Annotated in this window: 12 protein-coding genes; 8 read left to right on the top strand and 4 right to left on the bottom strand. The window is 50.9% G+C overall.

Annotated features, from left to right (window positions below; all coding sequences use genetic code 11):
- Nucleotides 1-180 precede the first annotated feature (180 nt).
- Nucleotides 181-1,104 carry a LysR family transcriptional regulator gene (locus tag ACS18Q_RS20635; protein ID WP_014257632.1) on the bottom strand — a complete coding sequence of 308 codons (924 nt, stop codon included), beginning with the start codon at nucleotides 1,102-1,104 and terminating at the stop codon, nucleotides 181-183.
- Nucleotides 1,105-1,221: 117 nt separating this feature from the next.
- Nucleotides 1,222-3,207, bottom strand: coding sequence for an acetoacetate--CoA ligase (locus ACS18Q_RS20630; protein WP_441257799.1), 1,986 nt, complete (start codon nucleotides 3,205-3,207; stop codon nucleotides 1,222-1,224).
- A 229-nt stretch (nucleotides 3,208-3,436) separates the two neighbouring features.
- Here ACS18Q_RS20630 and phhA point away from each other — a divergent pair, with 229 nt between their 5' ends.
- Both phhA and ACS18Q_RS20620 read left to right on the top strand, forming a co-directional pair.
- Complete coding sequence (phhA, locus tag ACS18Q_RS20625) at nucleotides 3,437-4,228, top strand: phenylalanine 4-monooxygenase (protein ID WP_158141722.1); 792 nt, start codon at nucleotides 3,437-3,439, stop codon at nucleotides 4,226-4,228.
- The gene (locus ACS18Q_RS20620) at nucleotides 4,221-4,565 is read left to right on the top strand and encodes a 4a-hydroxytetrahydrobiopterin dehydratase (protein ID WP_014257629.1); all 345 of its coding nucleotides are present in this window, start codon (nucleotides 4,221-4,223) and stop codon (nucleotides 4,563-4,565) included. The genes phhA and ACS18Q_RS20620 overlap by 8 nt, the downstream gene beginning before the upstream one ends.
- Nucleotides 4,566-4,685: 120 nt before the next feature.
- Here ACS18Q_RS20620 and ACS18Q_RS20615 read toward each other — a convergent pair whose 3' ends face one another.
- The gene (locus tag ACS18Q_RS20615; RefSeq protein WP_441257798.1) at nucleotides 4,686-6,089 is read right to left on the bottom strand and encodes an MATE family efflux transporter; all 1,404 of its coding nucleotides are present in this window, start codon (nucleotides 6,087-6,089) and stop codon (nucleotides 4,686-4,688) included.
- A gap of 97 nt (nucleotides 6,090-6,186) precedes the next feature.
- Between ACS18Q_RS20615 and ACS18Q_RS20610 the strand changes: the two genes are divergently transcribed.
- Both ACS18Q_RS20610 and ACS18Q_RS20605 read left to right on the top strand, forming a co-directional pair.
- Nucleotides 6,187-7,044, top strand: a complete 858-nt coding sequence (locus tag ACS18Q_RS20610; RefSeq protein WP_158141724.1) for an AraC family transcriptional regulator — start codon at nucleotides 6,187-6,189, stop codon at nucleotides 7,042-7,044.
- Between the two features lie 197 nt (nucleotides 7,045-7,241).
- Entirely contained in the window at nucleotides 7,242-8,009 is a 768-nt protein-coding gene (locus ACS18Q_RS20605) for a TerC family protein (RefSeq protein WP_004727080.1), read from the top strand.
- Nucleotides 8,010-8,109: 100 nt separating this feature from the next.
- On the opposite strand, the gene ACS18Q_RS20600 is transcribed toward ACS18Q_RS20605, so the two are convergent.
- On the bottom strand, nucleotides 8,110-9,009 hold the full coding sequence (locus ACS18Q_RS20600; RefSeq protein WP_014257625.1) for an AraC family transcriptional regulator: 900 nt from the start codon (nucleotides 9,007-9,009) through the stop codon (nucleotides 8,110-8,112).
- 602 nt (nucleotides 9,010-9,611) lie between these two features.
- Here ACS18Q_RS20600 and ectA point away from each other — a divergent pair.
- The 4 genes from ectA (at nucleotide 9,612) to ACS18Q_RS20580 (ending at nucleotide 13,377) form a co-directional block, all read left to right on the top strand.
- Nucleotides 9,612-10,178 carry a diaminobutyrate acetyltransferase gene (gene ectA, locus ACS18Q_RS20595; RefSeq protein WP_041943219.1) on the top strand — a complete coding sequence of 189 codons (567 nt, stop codon included), beginning with the start codon at nucleotides 9,612-9,614 and terminating at the stop codon, nucleotides 10,176-10,178.
- Between the two features lie 11 nt (nucleotides 10,179-10,189).
- The gene (gene ectB / locus ACS18Q_RS20590) at nucleotides 10,190-11,455 is read left to right on the top strand and encodes a diaminobutyrate--2-oxoglutarate transaminase (protein WP_055465780.1); all 1,266 of its coding nucleotides are present in this window, start codon (nucleotides 10,190-10,192) and stop codon (nucleotides 11,453-11,455) included.
- A gap of 9 nt (nucleotides 11,456-11,464) precedes the next feature.
- On the top strand, nucleotides 11,465-11,857 hold the full coding sequence (locus ACS18Q_RS20585; protein ID WP_004727076.1) for an ectoine synthase: 393 nt from the start codon (nucleotides 11,465-11,467) through the stop codon (nucleotides 11,855-11,857).
- An 83-nt stretch (nucleotides 11,858-11,940) separates the two neighbouring features.
- Nucleotides 11,941-13,377, top strand: coding sequence for an aspartate kinase (locus ACS18Q_RS20580; protein ID WP_441257797.1), 1,437 nt, complete (start codon nucleotides 11,941-11,943; stop codon nucleotides 13,375-13,377).
- Nucleotides 13,378-13,752: the final 375 nt, after the last annotated feature.

The raw sequence follows: 13,752 nt of genomic DNA, 5'->3' as shown, positions 1-13,752 counted from the left end.
TACATACACTGCAGATATGAAATTAGTAGCGAAACTTATCGTTTGGCTGATTTCATCATCGAAATCTGTTTATTGACTAACAACTCATGGCTAGGGTTTGACATAAATAAAATCAAAAACAGAAAAGTAAAAAGGTCAGCGTTTGCTGACCTTTTTACTTTTCTGTTTGCCCTATTTCACTTAGCAGCCGCACTGACCTTTGGTCAGTTGCTTGCACAGCCACTTCATCGCCTGATCGTTCATGCTCGGTTTGTTCCACACCAAACTGTACGCCACGGTGCCGTAATCGAACGGTAGCGGCTTGCAGACTAAGCCTTGCGCTTGGTGCGCGCGCTCTGCCCAATGTTTTGAACAGGTAAACAGCAAATCGGTGTGCTGACACATGATGGCGGCCGCGCCGAAATCGGCGGTCGTCACACTCACCTGACGCGATTTATGCCGTTGGGCGAGGTTCTTCTCAAAGAAGGGTTCGCTGAGTTCCTTATCCAAAATCGCGATGTGTTTGTATGAGAGATAATCTTCCGTGGTCATCTCTTTATCTGCCAGCGGATGCGTTGGCCGCATTAAACACACCATCTCATCGTCGGTGATCACATGCCACACCAAGTCCTGCGCGTATGTCGGCGGTTGGCTGATGTCGTGCGGCAGAATCATGAAATCAATCACGCCGCGCTGCAGCGCTTCAAATCCGTAATACTCTTTGGAATGAATGGTTAATGAAAGATTGGGTGAGCATTCGGAAATGATGTTGGCAATGTCTTCTGCAAACAGCTCCAACGTACTTTCGCGCATCGCCAGCCGATAGTGCCCACTGTACTGTTTGGGGTCGAAGTTTGCCTGATGCAACAGGCCATTCATGCTGGATAGAATACTGTGAACAGCCGGGCCCATTTGCAACGCGTAAGGGGTTGGAATCAACTGGTTGCTATCACGATAGAACAGGTCATCATCGAGTAACTCACGTAACTGGGCCAGAATCTTACTGATGCTGGACGGGCTCACGCACAGGCGGGCGGCGGTCTGCGTCACACTGCGTGTGCTGAGCATCACGTGCAGTGCCGTCAGGTGCTTTAAACTGAATCTCGATAGATGAATATAATCCATAAAATAAATAAAGCAGAATACGGTGGCGCAAGCATAGCATTATTGAAGAAAAATACAGTAATGAAAATTGCTCACGCCAGCATGAAGTATCGTTCATGTTTATGTGCATGTTGGTGGCTAAACCTCATGCTTTTCAAACAGCTGCTCTATTTCTTGTAACACCATCGGGTTGGCAATGGCGCCAATATTCTTCACCGGTTGGCCTTGCAAAGTTTGCTTGACCGCCAGCTCAACCAACTTGCCCGATTTGGTGCGCGGCACCTCACTGATGGGATAAATGGACGCTGGCACGTGGCGTGGCGAGCAGTGGGTGCGCAGGGTTTTACGAATCTTCTCTTTCAGCTCATCGGTTAAAAAGGTTTTGCTATCCAACTGCACAAACAGCACGATGGCTTCGTCATTGCCCTGTTTTTGACCGACCGCAATCGAATCGACAATTTCATCTAACTGATTGACTTGCTGATAAATTTCCGCCGTGCCGATCCGAACGCCGCCCGGATTGAGCGTGGTGTCACTGCGTCCATAAAAGCGATAACCGTGTTGCGCTGTCCATTCAATTTCATCGCCATGATGCCAAACACCGGGGTACTTGTCCCAATACGCGTGGTGATAGCGTTCGCCATCATCATGCCAAAAGCCAATCGGTTGGTTGGGAAAACTGTTGCGACATACCAGTTCGCCGCGCTGTTGGCTCACGGCAATGCCGGTATCGTTGTACACCGACACGTCAAGGCCAAGCCCTGCGCCCTGACATTCACCGCGGTAGACCGGCGAGATTGGATTTCCCAACACAAAGCAGCCACAAATATCGGTACCACCCGAAATAGATGCCAAGTGTAAATCGGCTTTAATGTCGGCGTAGACGTACTCAAATTGCTCGGGGTAGAGCACCGAGCCCGTCGAGCAAATTGTTTTCAGCGCGCTTAAATCGTAGAAGTCACTGGGCGAGAAGTGACTTTTTTGCAACGCTTCAATGTATTTGGCTGATGTGCCAAACAGCGTCATTTGGGTTTCTTGAGCCAGCTCCCACAACACGCCCGGCTGTGGGTACATCGGGCTGCCGTCATAAATCACTAAGGTTGCGCCACTTGCCAGCGCGGACACGTGCCAATTCCACATCATCCAGCCGCATGTGGTGTAATAAAAGACCCGATCGCCCGGTTGAATATCGCAGTGCAGTTGATGCTCTTTGAGGTGGTTCAGCACCGTGCCGCCGACGGAATGCGCGATGCATTTGGGTTGGCCAGTGGTGCCGGAGGAGTAGAGGATAAACAGCGGATCGTTAAAACCCACGCGTTCAAACTCAATGCCGCGCGGCAAATAGCTGGCGAGGATCGCTGGCCAGTCAGAAAAACTATCGTTGAAATCTTGGCTGTAACTGCGCTGCTGAAGGTATTCGATTTGACAGGTATTTTCGATCGACGGGATCGCCGCGACAATGCTGGCGTTGCGTTCTTCCATCACATGGTTTTTGCCGCCGAAGCGGTAGCCATTACAGCAAAACAGAATTTTCGGTTGCACCTGACCAAAGCGTTCCACCACGCTTTCGACGCCAAAATCAGGCGAGGTTGACGTCCAAATTGCACCTAGGCTGGTGGTCGCCAACATGGCAATCACGCTTTCGGGCAGATAGGGCAGATAGCCAGCGACCACATCGCCGCGGCCCACGCCGTTTTGGGTTAACCATTGCTGAACGATGGAGACTTGATCGCACACTTGCTGCCAAGTCAGCTTGCGGCTTTGGCCGTTTTCGTTTTTAAACCAAATGGCCACCCCATCGGGTTGCTGATAGGCATAAGAGAGTAAATTCTCTGCGTAATTGAGCTGCGCCTGAGGAAACCAAATGGTGTCTCTGGCGGGTTCAAACTCATCCCAGCGCGCGATCCCTTCGCCATGAATGCAGTCGCCGCAATACCCAATTACATCGCAAAATTGCCACACCTCGAGCCAGAATTTTTTCTTGTCGGCCACCGACCACCGGTGCAATTGGTCATAACTCTCAAACGCTTCGCCTTGCATGTTGATGTGACGAAGAAACTGCTGCAGGTTGGAAGCGTTGATTCGGTCCTGACTGGGCGTCCAAAGGGGCGTGGCGTTTGACATAACATCCTCGATGATTGGTTTTCTTTTTTCTGCAATGCATCAAGTTTTGACCATTTTTCCGTAAAGTCAAACCTGCGGCCAATAATCAGATCGCTGATATATAAGCAAAAATATAGCGGATGTAAATAAAATGTTACACCGCCTTGTGCGGGTATTCAGAGCGGATCATTGGCAGCCAAAATCGAAGGCGATAGGCTTAATGTAACGAGGTTGTTAAGGAGGCGGGGTGATGACCACGTATCATTCCAAACCAGTGAATCACAAAGGATTTGTCGATTGGGATCCCGAGGAAGATGCCATTTGGCACGACTTGGTTGTGCGCCAACAATCGGTCATTCGTTCGCGTGCTTGTCAGGCTTACCTTGACGGGTTGGAGATGCTCAATCTTCCCCTCGACCACGTGCCGCAATTGCCGGAAATTAATCGCGTGCTGCTGCGAGAAACGGGATGGCAAGTGTCACCTGTGCCAGCACTGATCAATTTTGATCGCTTCTTTGCGCTGCTGGCAGAGAAGCAATTCCCCGTCGCGACGTTTTTGCGCCGCCGTGAGGAGTTTGACTACTTGCAAGAACCGGATTTCTTCCATGAGATCTTCGGCCATTGCGCCATGTTAACGCATCCCGATTTTGCCGCGTTCACCCATACTTATGGGCAACTGGGCAAAAACGCCACACCGCAGCAGCGGGCTTATCTGGCGCGTCTCTACTGGTTCACGGTGGAGTTTGGGTTGGTGAACGAGGGAAATCACACCAAAATCTATGGAGGCGGGATTCTTTCGTCGCCGGGCGAAACAATCTATTCGCTCGATAGCCCCATTCCGACACGGGAGCGTTTCAACGTGCACAACGTCCTGCGCACTCCGTACCGCATTGATATCATGCAGCCGGTGTACTACGTCTTGGACGATATTCGCCAGTTGTATCAGCTCAGTCAGACCGATCTGATGGGCCATGTTGAACAGGCCATGGCGGCAGGACTGCTGCCCCCATTATTTACCCCGAAGGAAGAAACACATGCTTGATGAATTACGTTGCGAAGCGTGTAGCGCCGATGCGATGGCGTTAACTCAGGACGAACAGCAAACGCTGTTAAGCGAACTTGAAGGCTGGGCGCTGATCCACCGCGACGGCATTCCACAATTGGAAAAAGCGTATCGCTTTAAGAATTTCAAGCTGGCTTGGGCATTCGCCAATCAGATTGCTCAGCTTGCTGAAGACGAATTCCACCATCCCAGCATCGTGCTTGAGTGGGGAAAAGTGACCGTGACTTGGTGGAGTCATTCAATCAAAGGGCTGCACAAAAATGATTTCATTTGCGCTGCCAAATGCGACCGCGTGACTGCGTCCGTGTCGTCATAATCGGACTGCGATTGCGTGGCGATTGCACGGCATCGGTTCTAATCACAGTCGATGCCAATCAGACCTCAGCCATGCTCAGTTACGCCTGACGCGCGAACGTTGTTGCGCGTCAGGCTGTTTTCATTTCGCTTGCTGCGCGATGAGCGATGGCGATTCACTGTCGCCAATCAGGTTGTTGATCCAGCGTTTGGAGTGAATGCGCTGCGTGGTCAGGAAAATCTTGGCGACCTCTTCCAGCCAAATTGCCATCAACACCCAGTCCAGCGGCCACCCGAGTACCAAACCGGTGAAGTAAGCGAGCGGAATCCCAATGGCCCATTGGCCGAACAGATCAATAAAGATGCTGTAGCGAATATCGCCGCCGCTTTTCAGCACGCCGCCAATGCCAACCATGTTGAACACGCGCAGCACCATGCCAAATGCCATCACCAAACACACATTCAATGCCATGGCTGAATCTTCCAACGGACTATGGCTGATGAGCCATGCCAGCGCCGGTTTGGCGAGATAGCAAAGTAGCGCCAATAGCAACGCCAGCACGCAGCTCGTAATCACGTACCACCACGCGGTGTTCTCGACGCGTTGATAATTCTGAGCGCCAATTTCATTGCCCAAAATGATTGAGGCAGCGACCGCAAATCCCATAAACGCCGATATCAACACGCTTTCTATCGGTGAAAGCAATGAGATGATCGCCAGTTCTGATACGCCCAACTGACCGACAATCACGTTATACGCCAGAATGCCCGCGGCCCAACCCGTGTCGTGCACAATCATCGGCCACGCAACTTTGTAGTAGCGTACGCGGTGTAGGCGCAGCTTCGCTTGCTGCCAATGTGTTCGTGTAGGCAGCAGATGCGGGTAACGGCTGTGCAAGGCATAAAACAACATGGCGGTCTGGCACACGCGAGAAATCGAGGTTCCAATTCCCGCGCCCAAAACGCCCAGTTCAGGGAAACCGAACAGGCCGAAGATCAGCAGCGTGTTGAGGATCGCATTGATGATGATGGCAATGATGCTGACGCGGGTCGGCAGTTTGGCTTCGCCAACCGAACGTAACACGCCCTCGACCGGCACCACCAAGGCAGTGCAGAACAAACTGGCCCCGGTGACCCACAAGTAATCGGTTGCTAGAGCGACGTATTCGGGGTCTGAGGCAATCATCGACACCACCGATTGTGGTGATATCAGATACAGCGCCATAAATGGCAGTGTGAATCCAAGGGCGACCACCCAAGATTGGGCGAGTGTGCGGCGCACACCATCGAGATTACCCGCGCCAAAGTATTGCGACGCCAACACGCTTACTGCGCCGCTCGCACCGACAATGACGATCAAGTTGAAAAAGAAGATTCGGTTACCCACCCCAACGGCGGCGGTGGCGGCTTCACCCAGTTGGCTGACCATAAAAATATCCACCACACCCAGCAGTGAAAACAGCATGGATTGCATGGACACGGGCACGCCAATGCTGATCAGTTTTTGCCAGAACGGGCGATCCAGATGATGAAAAGAGGCCAACATGGGTGCGATCTCACTCGAAGAAATGAACGCTGTCAGTGTAGGGGCTGCGCGTTCCTTTGTATTGTTCAATTCCATCCCAAATATTTGCCAAACTCTCATGATTCAGGACACGCAAGAACATTATCGAATTTCCGATCAAACCACCCATCAGGTGATCGATCAGGAGCATGCGTTGCACCTTGAGCAGAGCGGCATTGTTCAGTGTGGGTTAGCCACGTGTCGCGAGTCTTTTAGCGTGTATCGGAAGTCACCCGGGCAACACATGTTGCTGTTTACCGTGAAGGGCAAAGGTTGGTTGCAAAGCGGGCAAGAGCGTTACGTGTTGGAGCCTGGTTCGATGATCGTGGTGCCTGCGGGCGTTGAGAATGGCTTTGGTATTGAAGAAGAAGATTGGCAATTGGCGTGGCTGTTTTTGTCACCCCAGCGCGATTGGCCTTGTGTGGTTGATGCGACAATTCGCTACGATCTGACGCCCGTGACCGATGTGATGTTTTCCTGTACGCAAACCTTGGTGCGTACCCTGTCGTTGCCAGCCGAACTCGGCAAAACTATCGCTCAATACGCGGTTGCACAAATCAATGTGTTGTTGAATTCCCCGACGCCCCATCCTCAGCCACGCATGGCAGTGCGATTGAATCGCGCGTTTGAGCAGGTGCAAAAGCAACTGCATCGTGAATGGAGCGTGGAACAACTGGCGGCCTTGGTGCCGTGTTCCGTGCCGCACCTGCATCGTTTGAGTCAAACTTACTATCATCACAGCCCCAAAGCGCACTTGACGCGGCTGCGCATGGAGTATGCTGCTCGTTTGCTCGCGCGCTCCGATTGGTCGGTGCAACATATCGGCGAAATGGTGGGTTACCCCAACAGCGCCAACTTCAGTACACGCTTTAAACGCTGGAGCGGAAAAACGCCCCGCCAACATCGTTATGAGTATCAAAACGGCGCCAAACTATAATTTTCCACGTCGCAGTATGCCGAAAATAGGCTGTTTTACAGCTTGTTACAAATGGAGATCTTGCTCAAAAAAGGGCGCAATGATTTACTGATGCCTCCTAAGTCATAGAGGTTATAACAACGAATGGACGACCCCTTAAGGCGACCAACTTCACTTCTTTTTTCCCTTAACTCCGCTTCCTTTTCTCAGGAGGCCGCGTGTTAGAACTGTTTCTCCAACCTGAAACCTGGGCCATCTTCGCCACACTACTGGCATTGGAAGTGGTATTGGGTGTCGATAACGTGGTGTTTATTTCCGTACTGTGTGAACGCTTGCCGCTGCATCAGCGAGCACTGGCGCGCAATTTAGGTATTGCGCTGGCCGTGACCGCGCGAATCGGTTTGGTGTTTTCGATCAGTTGGGTGATGTCTTTGACCAGCCCTATCGTGACGGTTTTGGGGAACGCGTTCTCTGGCCGTGATTTCATTTTGATTGGCGGTGGCGCCTTTCTGCTTGTCAAGGCAGCGAAAGAGCTGTGGTCTTGGCTGACTGAAGTCGAGCAGCACGCCCGTGCCAACGTGAGCGCTGGGTTGACGGTGGTGCTGCTGCAAATTGTGGCGGTGGATGCGGTGTTCTCGATGGACTCGGTGATCACGGCCGTCGGTTTGACCAACGATATTCCGGTGATGGTGGCGGCGATTCTGGTCTCTGCGGTGATCATGATGTTAACCGCTGCCAAGATTAACGCTTTGGTTAGCCGTTACCCCGGTTTCAAAACTTTGGCACTGCTGTTCTTGGTATTGCTGGGCGGCCTGTTGATGGCTGAAGGGTTTGAACTGCATATCAACAAAGGCTACGTTTACTTTGCCATGGCGTTTGGTCTGGTGATGGAGCTGTGCCACATTCAGTGGAAGAAAAAACAGGCACTGAGCATTCAGCGCGTGCGACCACTGCGCATGGACGGGCGTCAGATGTTGCTGCGTTAAGCCCGTCAACATCAATGGCAATTCATTCGACAGAACAAACGTCAAAAAAGGGGAAGCGTTGGCTTCCCCTGATGGTTTCTAAACAGCGCGATGGATGAAGCTAGCGAATGGCGGTACAGAAACTCACATCGGCGACGCCCGTTTCTAAGTTGCAGTCGTGATACAGCTCAAAGCACGGCCGATCGTCGCAATCGAGGCCTTGTTCAACCACGTTCTCCATCAACTCATTCCAATACTGCACATATTGAGATTTGTCCGTCACGGTGCGGCGAATCGTCGCGTACTTCCCACCCGTAAACTCAGTGTATTCGATATGCGCTGGCACGTCGGTGCCTGCGGGCACTTGCAGGCAGATGTCGGTACGACATTTGTCGGCGGGCGTGAGCTCTGGGTTATCGTGATAAATGAAAATTGATGTGTGGTGCGCCAATCCGGCCGGGCCTGCCCAACCATACAGCGTGCCAATGGCGGGATCGTAGTTTTCGCCATACGGCCCGGTCACGCGCACGAATGCCAATCCGCTGGGTTCAAAAGTGTGTAGCTCCATGTGCTGACTCCTTGTGTTCAATGTTTGGTCATGATACGTGCCCGGCGCATCGAAAGCGTGTCCATCCTTGCGCAATGTGTGTCCTATCTTGCTATTTTTCAGCAACAGGGTAAACGCCTCCAAATTGTTGCATTCACGCACCTGGCTGGCGGTCAGGCCAAAATGTTGTTTGAACGCTTTGGCAAACGCCTGCGAGCTGGAAAAGCCCATAGACAAAGCCACTTCAACCACCGTTTTCTTTTTATAAAATAGCTGGTTGGCGGCTTTTTCCATTCTCAAACGGCGCAGATAGTCGTTGAGCGTTTCGCCAACCACCGCCTTAAAAATACGATGAAAATGATAAGGGGAGAGACACGCCATACGCGCGACCGCTTCCAAATTAAAGGGCTGATCGAAGTTCGTTTCGAGAAAGCGAATGACGGGCAGTAAGCGTTTTTGATAGTCCGTTTTCATGGGCAATTCTGATGATCATTGACGTGTTTACTTTACTGTGGAAATTGAGGAGGTAAAGCGCTGTGTTAAGAAGTGTGCCAAAGCTCTCAGCCACGATCTCAATCGCGAATTGCAGGCAAAAAAATAGCCAATCGTAATGAGCACGATTGGCTGATATATAGTGTGAACAAAATGTATTCACTAACAACGTCAGTTGGCTAGGTGACCCTCGGCTTAATAAGGGTCGACTAATATAATGCAGTATATGTGCCAACTTTCAGAGCACTGTTTTGACTATATATTGAACGATTTTGGTCGATTCAAGCCCTATTTTTGTTCAATCAATTGCATTATGCGAATGCAAAATGCGAATTGCGTTCAAATTGCTAGTGATAGCAATGTAACTTAATCACTTTGACATCGTATTGTTATGTGATTGTCATTTTGATTACATGTCTAACTATTTTTGTTGTGTCCGATATATTAAATCATATGGGCTAATCGATTGATTAGGGTGGTTTTATTGAATGATTCATTGTTATTTTTTATATCGTGGGGTTGAAATAATCATTTGAGCTGTTAGTTTATAAAAGGAATTTGTTTAGAGTTCTAATTGAATTGATATGTGGCAGACAATGATTACAGCAGCACCATGGGTTGCATACCCTGAAATTATGCACAACGCTCAGGAAGAGTGGACGTTCCGAACTCCCAATCGAACGGATGGCAAGCGCGTACATGAGTTAGTGTCTCAGTGCTCGCCGCTGGATGAGAACTCCGCTTACTGTAACTTCCTGCAATCCACTCACTTTCAAAGTACCTGTGTGGTCGCCGAGCGCAATGGCGACATGGTGGGTTTCGTTTCAGCCTATCGCAAGCCGGATAAACCGGGCGAACTGTTTATTTGGCAAGTCGCGGTGCATGAAAACGCACGCGGAATGGGTCTGGCTTTCCATATGCTGAACGAGTTATTGACTCGCGATGAGTTGACCGACATTGACGTGTTGGAAACCACCATTACCCGAGACAACAACGGCTCTTGGAGCCTGTTTAAGAAATTGGATCGGGCCCACGGCGAACGGGGTGAAGTGTCGACGTTTCTTGATGAAACCCGCCATTTTGATGGCGAGCACGACACCGAATACCTGTACCGAATCCCCCTTAATCCACGAACCAACCGAAAAGGATAAATCCCATCGTTATGGATATCTTTAAGAAGAAAGAATCAAACGTTCAATCTTATGCCAACCATTTCCCTGTGGTGTTTTCCACCGCAAAAGGAAGCTGGCTGTATACCAAAGATGGTGATGCTTACCTCGATTTTCTGGCGGGCGCTGGCTCGCTGAACTATGGCCATAACAACGCCATTTTTAAACAAGCACTACTTGAGTACATCGACAAAGATGGCATCACGCACGGTCTGGACATGCATTCGGAAGCGAAAGCGGAATTCCTGCATGCGTTGCAAACCTACATCTTTGAACCTCGCGGCCTTAATTACAAAGTGCAATTCACGGGTCCAACCGGCACCAACGCCGTTGAAGCGGCCATGAAGCTGGCGCGGAAAGTCACCGGACGCGGCAATATTGTGGCCTTCACCAACGGATTTCACGGCTGTTCTTACGGCGCATTGGCGGCGACGGGGAACCAGCATCATCGCGGTGGTGCGGGGCTTGGTCTTTCTGGCGTCACGCGTTTGCCGTATGACGGCTATGCCGATATCGATGGCCTTGCGCTGTTTGAAACCATGCTGAACGACAACTCGTCTGGCTTGGATAAGCCAGCCGCGGTTTTAGTGGAAGCGGTGCAAGGGGAGGGCGGTTTGAACGCCGCATCCAATGAGTGGCTGCAACGCCTGAGTAAGCTGTGTAAAGCACATGGCGTGCTGGTGATTGTCGATGACATTCAGGCTGGTTGTGGCCGTACGGGCACCTTCTTTAGTTTTGAACCTGCCGGGATTGAACCCGACATCGTGACGCTGTCGAAATCGATCGGCGGTTACGGTTTACCGCTGGCGGTGGTGCTGTTTAAGCCCGAGCTGGATCAGTGGAAACCGGGTGAGCACAACGGCACATTCCGTGGCAACAACCACGCGTTTGTGACAGCAGCGAAAGCGCTGGAAACCTATTGGGCGACCGATGATTTTGCTCAGCATATTCAAGAGCGAGCGCAGCAAGTCACGCGCACGATTCAAACCGCATTGCGCCGCTTCCCCGAGCTGTTTACGCGTCTCAAAGGACGTGGCCTGATGCAAGGGATCGCCTGTCAACATGGCGACATCGCAGAAAAAATTGCCCGCGAATGTTTTCGTCAAGGCATGGTGATTGAAACCGCCGGCCCGAATGATGAAGTGGTGAAGTTTTTCTGTCCGCTGACCATCAGTGAGGCCGAGCTGGAACAAGGCCTGACCATTTTCGAACGCGCGGTGGAACACATCGCCCCTCAATTCATTAAAAAAGCCTCATAAGGAAGAGTCATGATTGTAAGAACCTTGGATGAATGTCGCCAAAGCGAACGCCGTATCGTTGCTGAAACCGGAACGTGGGAAAGTGTCCGCATGTTGCTCAAAGACGATCAGATGGGCTTTTCATTCCACATCACGACCATCTACAAAGGCACTGAAACCCACATTCACTACCAAAACCACCTGGAATCCGTTTACTGCATGTCCGGTGAGGGCGAAATTGCTGTGGTGGGTGGTGAAACTTACCCGATTAAACCGGGAACGCTCTACATCTTGGATAAACACGATGAACATTACCTGCGCGCCTACAAAGGTGCCGATATGGTCATGGCGTGCGTGTTTAACCCGCCGCTGACAGGGGCGGAAGTGCACGATGAAAACGGCGTTTACCCCATCGCCGATTAGTGCAGGCTGACTGAGGTTGCTGGCGCCTGCTGGCAACCTGACGCAAGCCACACCCTGTAAATTTAAAATAACGAGGAGACCCCATGTCTTACACCGTAGAAAAGATCGGTGGTACTTCCATGACTGCGTTTGACGCGGTCCTTGATAATATTCTGCTTAAACCGAGCGATCCGTACGACCGCGTGTTTGTTGTGTCGGCTTACTCGGGCATGACCGATGCGCTGTTGGAGTGCAAACGCACTGGCAAGCCCGGCATTTATCAAATGATCGCGAAACGCGACGACAGTTGGACGGATGCAATGTACGAGCTGGAACAGCGTATGTTGCTGACCAATGAACACTTGTTTGCCGATCCCATGAGCCGGATTCGCGCCGATAAGTTCATTCGTTCCCGCATTTCTGAAGCAGTGAACTGCATCAATAATATTCTTGAAACCTGCCAATACGGGCAGTTTTCATTGCGTCATTATCTACCCCAAATTCGCGAGTTTCTGTCGTCGATTGGTGAAGCGCACAGTGCGTATAACACGACTCTGAAATTGAAAACGCTCGGCATCAACGCGCGATTTGTCGACCTGTCGGGGTGGAACGAAGGCACGCAAGGTCGTCTGGATGAGGTGATTCTGCGCGCTTTCGAAGAGATTGATGTTTCGACAGAGCTGCCGATCGTGACGGGCTATGCCTATTGCGATGAAGGCTTGATGAAAACTTACGATCGTGGATACAGCGAGATGACGTTCAGCCGCATTGCTGCGCTGACGCATGCGGACCAAGCGATCATTCATAAAGAGTATCACCTCAGCTCGGCCGACCCACGCGTTGTGGGGCCAGAGAAAGTACGCCCCATGGGGCTGACCAACTTTGATGTGGCCGATCAACTGGCCAACCTCGGCATGGAAGCGATTCACCCCAATGCGGCAGCGGGTCTGCGCAATCAGGGCATTGAGCTGCGGGTGAAAAATACTTTTGAACCCGACCACCCGGGCACGCTGATTTCCAATCATCATCAACCGGAAGACAATAAGGTTGAAATCATTGCTGGGCGCAACAAGGTGTTTGCGCTGCACATGTTTGATCAGAGCATGGTCGGCAAAGTCGATAACGTGAGCTATGACTTGATGGAGATCATCGCTGAAGCCAAAGTGCATTTGGTTGGAAAAGAGATGAATGCCAACTCGATGACGTACTTTTTAAGCGGCACCAGCGATAACCTCAATCAGGTGTTGTACAAAGCGGAGAAGCGTTACCCGAACGCATCGATCTCGGGGAAAATGGTGGCGCTGATTTCAGCCATTGGTGCGAACATCAACACCAACCAAGCGTTAGCGCGCGGCATGCACGCTTTGGCGGAACTGAATGTGAATCCGATGGCAGCGCACTCTTCGATGCGCAATGTGAACGTGCAATTTGTGGTTGAAGACAGTGATTACAACAGCGCCATTTGCGCGCTACACGAAGCGCTCATTCGTGAAAAAGCTCACCCAAGCGCGACGAATACCAAATCGGTGAGAGCCGCATAACGTTGTTTCTTAAAGCCACGTCACGTGGTCTCTTCAAGCCAAATATAAAGCCGCCGCAGATCGTCTCTGCAGCGGCTTTTTAATACTTATCGTGTTCAGCGATGTTTAGCGATTGGATACTTAGCTGTTGATTGCTAGGTAAAGCACCAGAAACGAAAAACCAAAGCTGATGGTGGCGGCGCAAGTTAGGTAAAACAGGTAGGCTTGTTTAAAGCTCATAATGACACTTCCTCAAATAAATCTGCCTTCAAACTAAACATTTTTTGAGTTTATTACAATTATTTTTGAGTTTTAATCGCGTAAATGATCACGCCAGCCGAATGGCTGTGTCGGTTGAATCGGATTCTCATGCATTCTGACAGCAAACTAAATAAG

This window comes from Vibrio sp. Vf1514, from assembly GCF_052076135.1.
In the GTDB taxonomy this organism is placed as follows: Bacteria; Pseudomonadota; Gammaproteobacteria; order Enterobacterales; family Vibrionaceae; genus Vibrio; species Vibrio furnissii.
This window is presented reverse-complemented; position numbering and strand designations above follow the sequence as displayed.

What these genes read in the sequence shown, in the direction of transcription:
- ACS18Q_RS20635 (WP_014257632.1), bottom strand. Translation starts at nt 1,104, where the DNA reads ATGGATTATATTCATCTATCGAGATTCAGTTTAAAGCACCTGACGGCA.
- ACS18Q_RS20630 (WP_441257799.1), bottom strand. Translation starts at nt 3,207, where the DNA reads ATGTCAAACGCCACGCCCCTTTGGACGCCCAGTCAGGACCGAATCAAC.
- phhA (WP_158141722.1), top strand. Translation starts at nt 3,437, where the DNA reads ATGACCACGTATCATTCCAAACCAGTGAATCACAAAGGATTTGTCGAT.
- ACS18Q_RS20620 (WP_014257629.1), top strand. Translation starts at nt 4,221, where the DNA reads ATGCTTGATGAATTACGTTGCGAAGCGTGTAGCGCCGATGCGATGGCG.
- ACS18Q_RS20615 (WP_441257798.1), bottom strand. Translation starts at nt 6,089, where the DNA reads ATGTTGGCCTCTTTTCATCATCTGGATCGCCCGTTCTGGCAAAAACTG.
- ACS18Q_RS20610 (WP_158141724.1), top strand. Translation starts at nt 6,187, where the DNA reads ATGATTCAGGACACGCAAGAACATTATCGAATTTCCGATCAAACCACC.
- ACS18Q_RS20600 (WP_014257625.1), bottom strand. Translation starts at nt 9,009, where the DNA reads ATGAAAACGGACTATCAAAAACGCTTACTGCCCGTCATTCGCTTTCTC.
- ectA (WP_041943219.1), top strand. Translation starts at nt 9,612, where the DNA reads ATGTGGCAGACAATGATTACAGCAGCACCATGGGTTGCATACCCTGAA.
- ectB (WP_055465780.1), top strand. Translation starts at nt 10,190, where the DNA reads ATGGATATCTTTAAGAAGAAAGAATCAAACGTTCAATCTTATGCCAAC.
- ACS18Q_RS20585 (WP_004727076.1), top strand. Translation starts at nt 11,465, where the DNA reads ATGATTGTAAGAACCTTGGATGAATGTCGCCAAAGCGAACGCCGTATC.
- ACS18Q_RS20580 (WP_441257797.1), top strand. Translation starts at nt 11,941, where the DNA reads ATGTCTTACACCGTAGAAAAGATCGGTGGTACTTCCATGACTGCGTTT.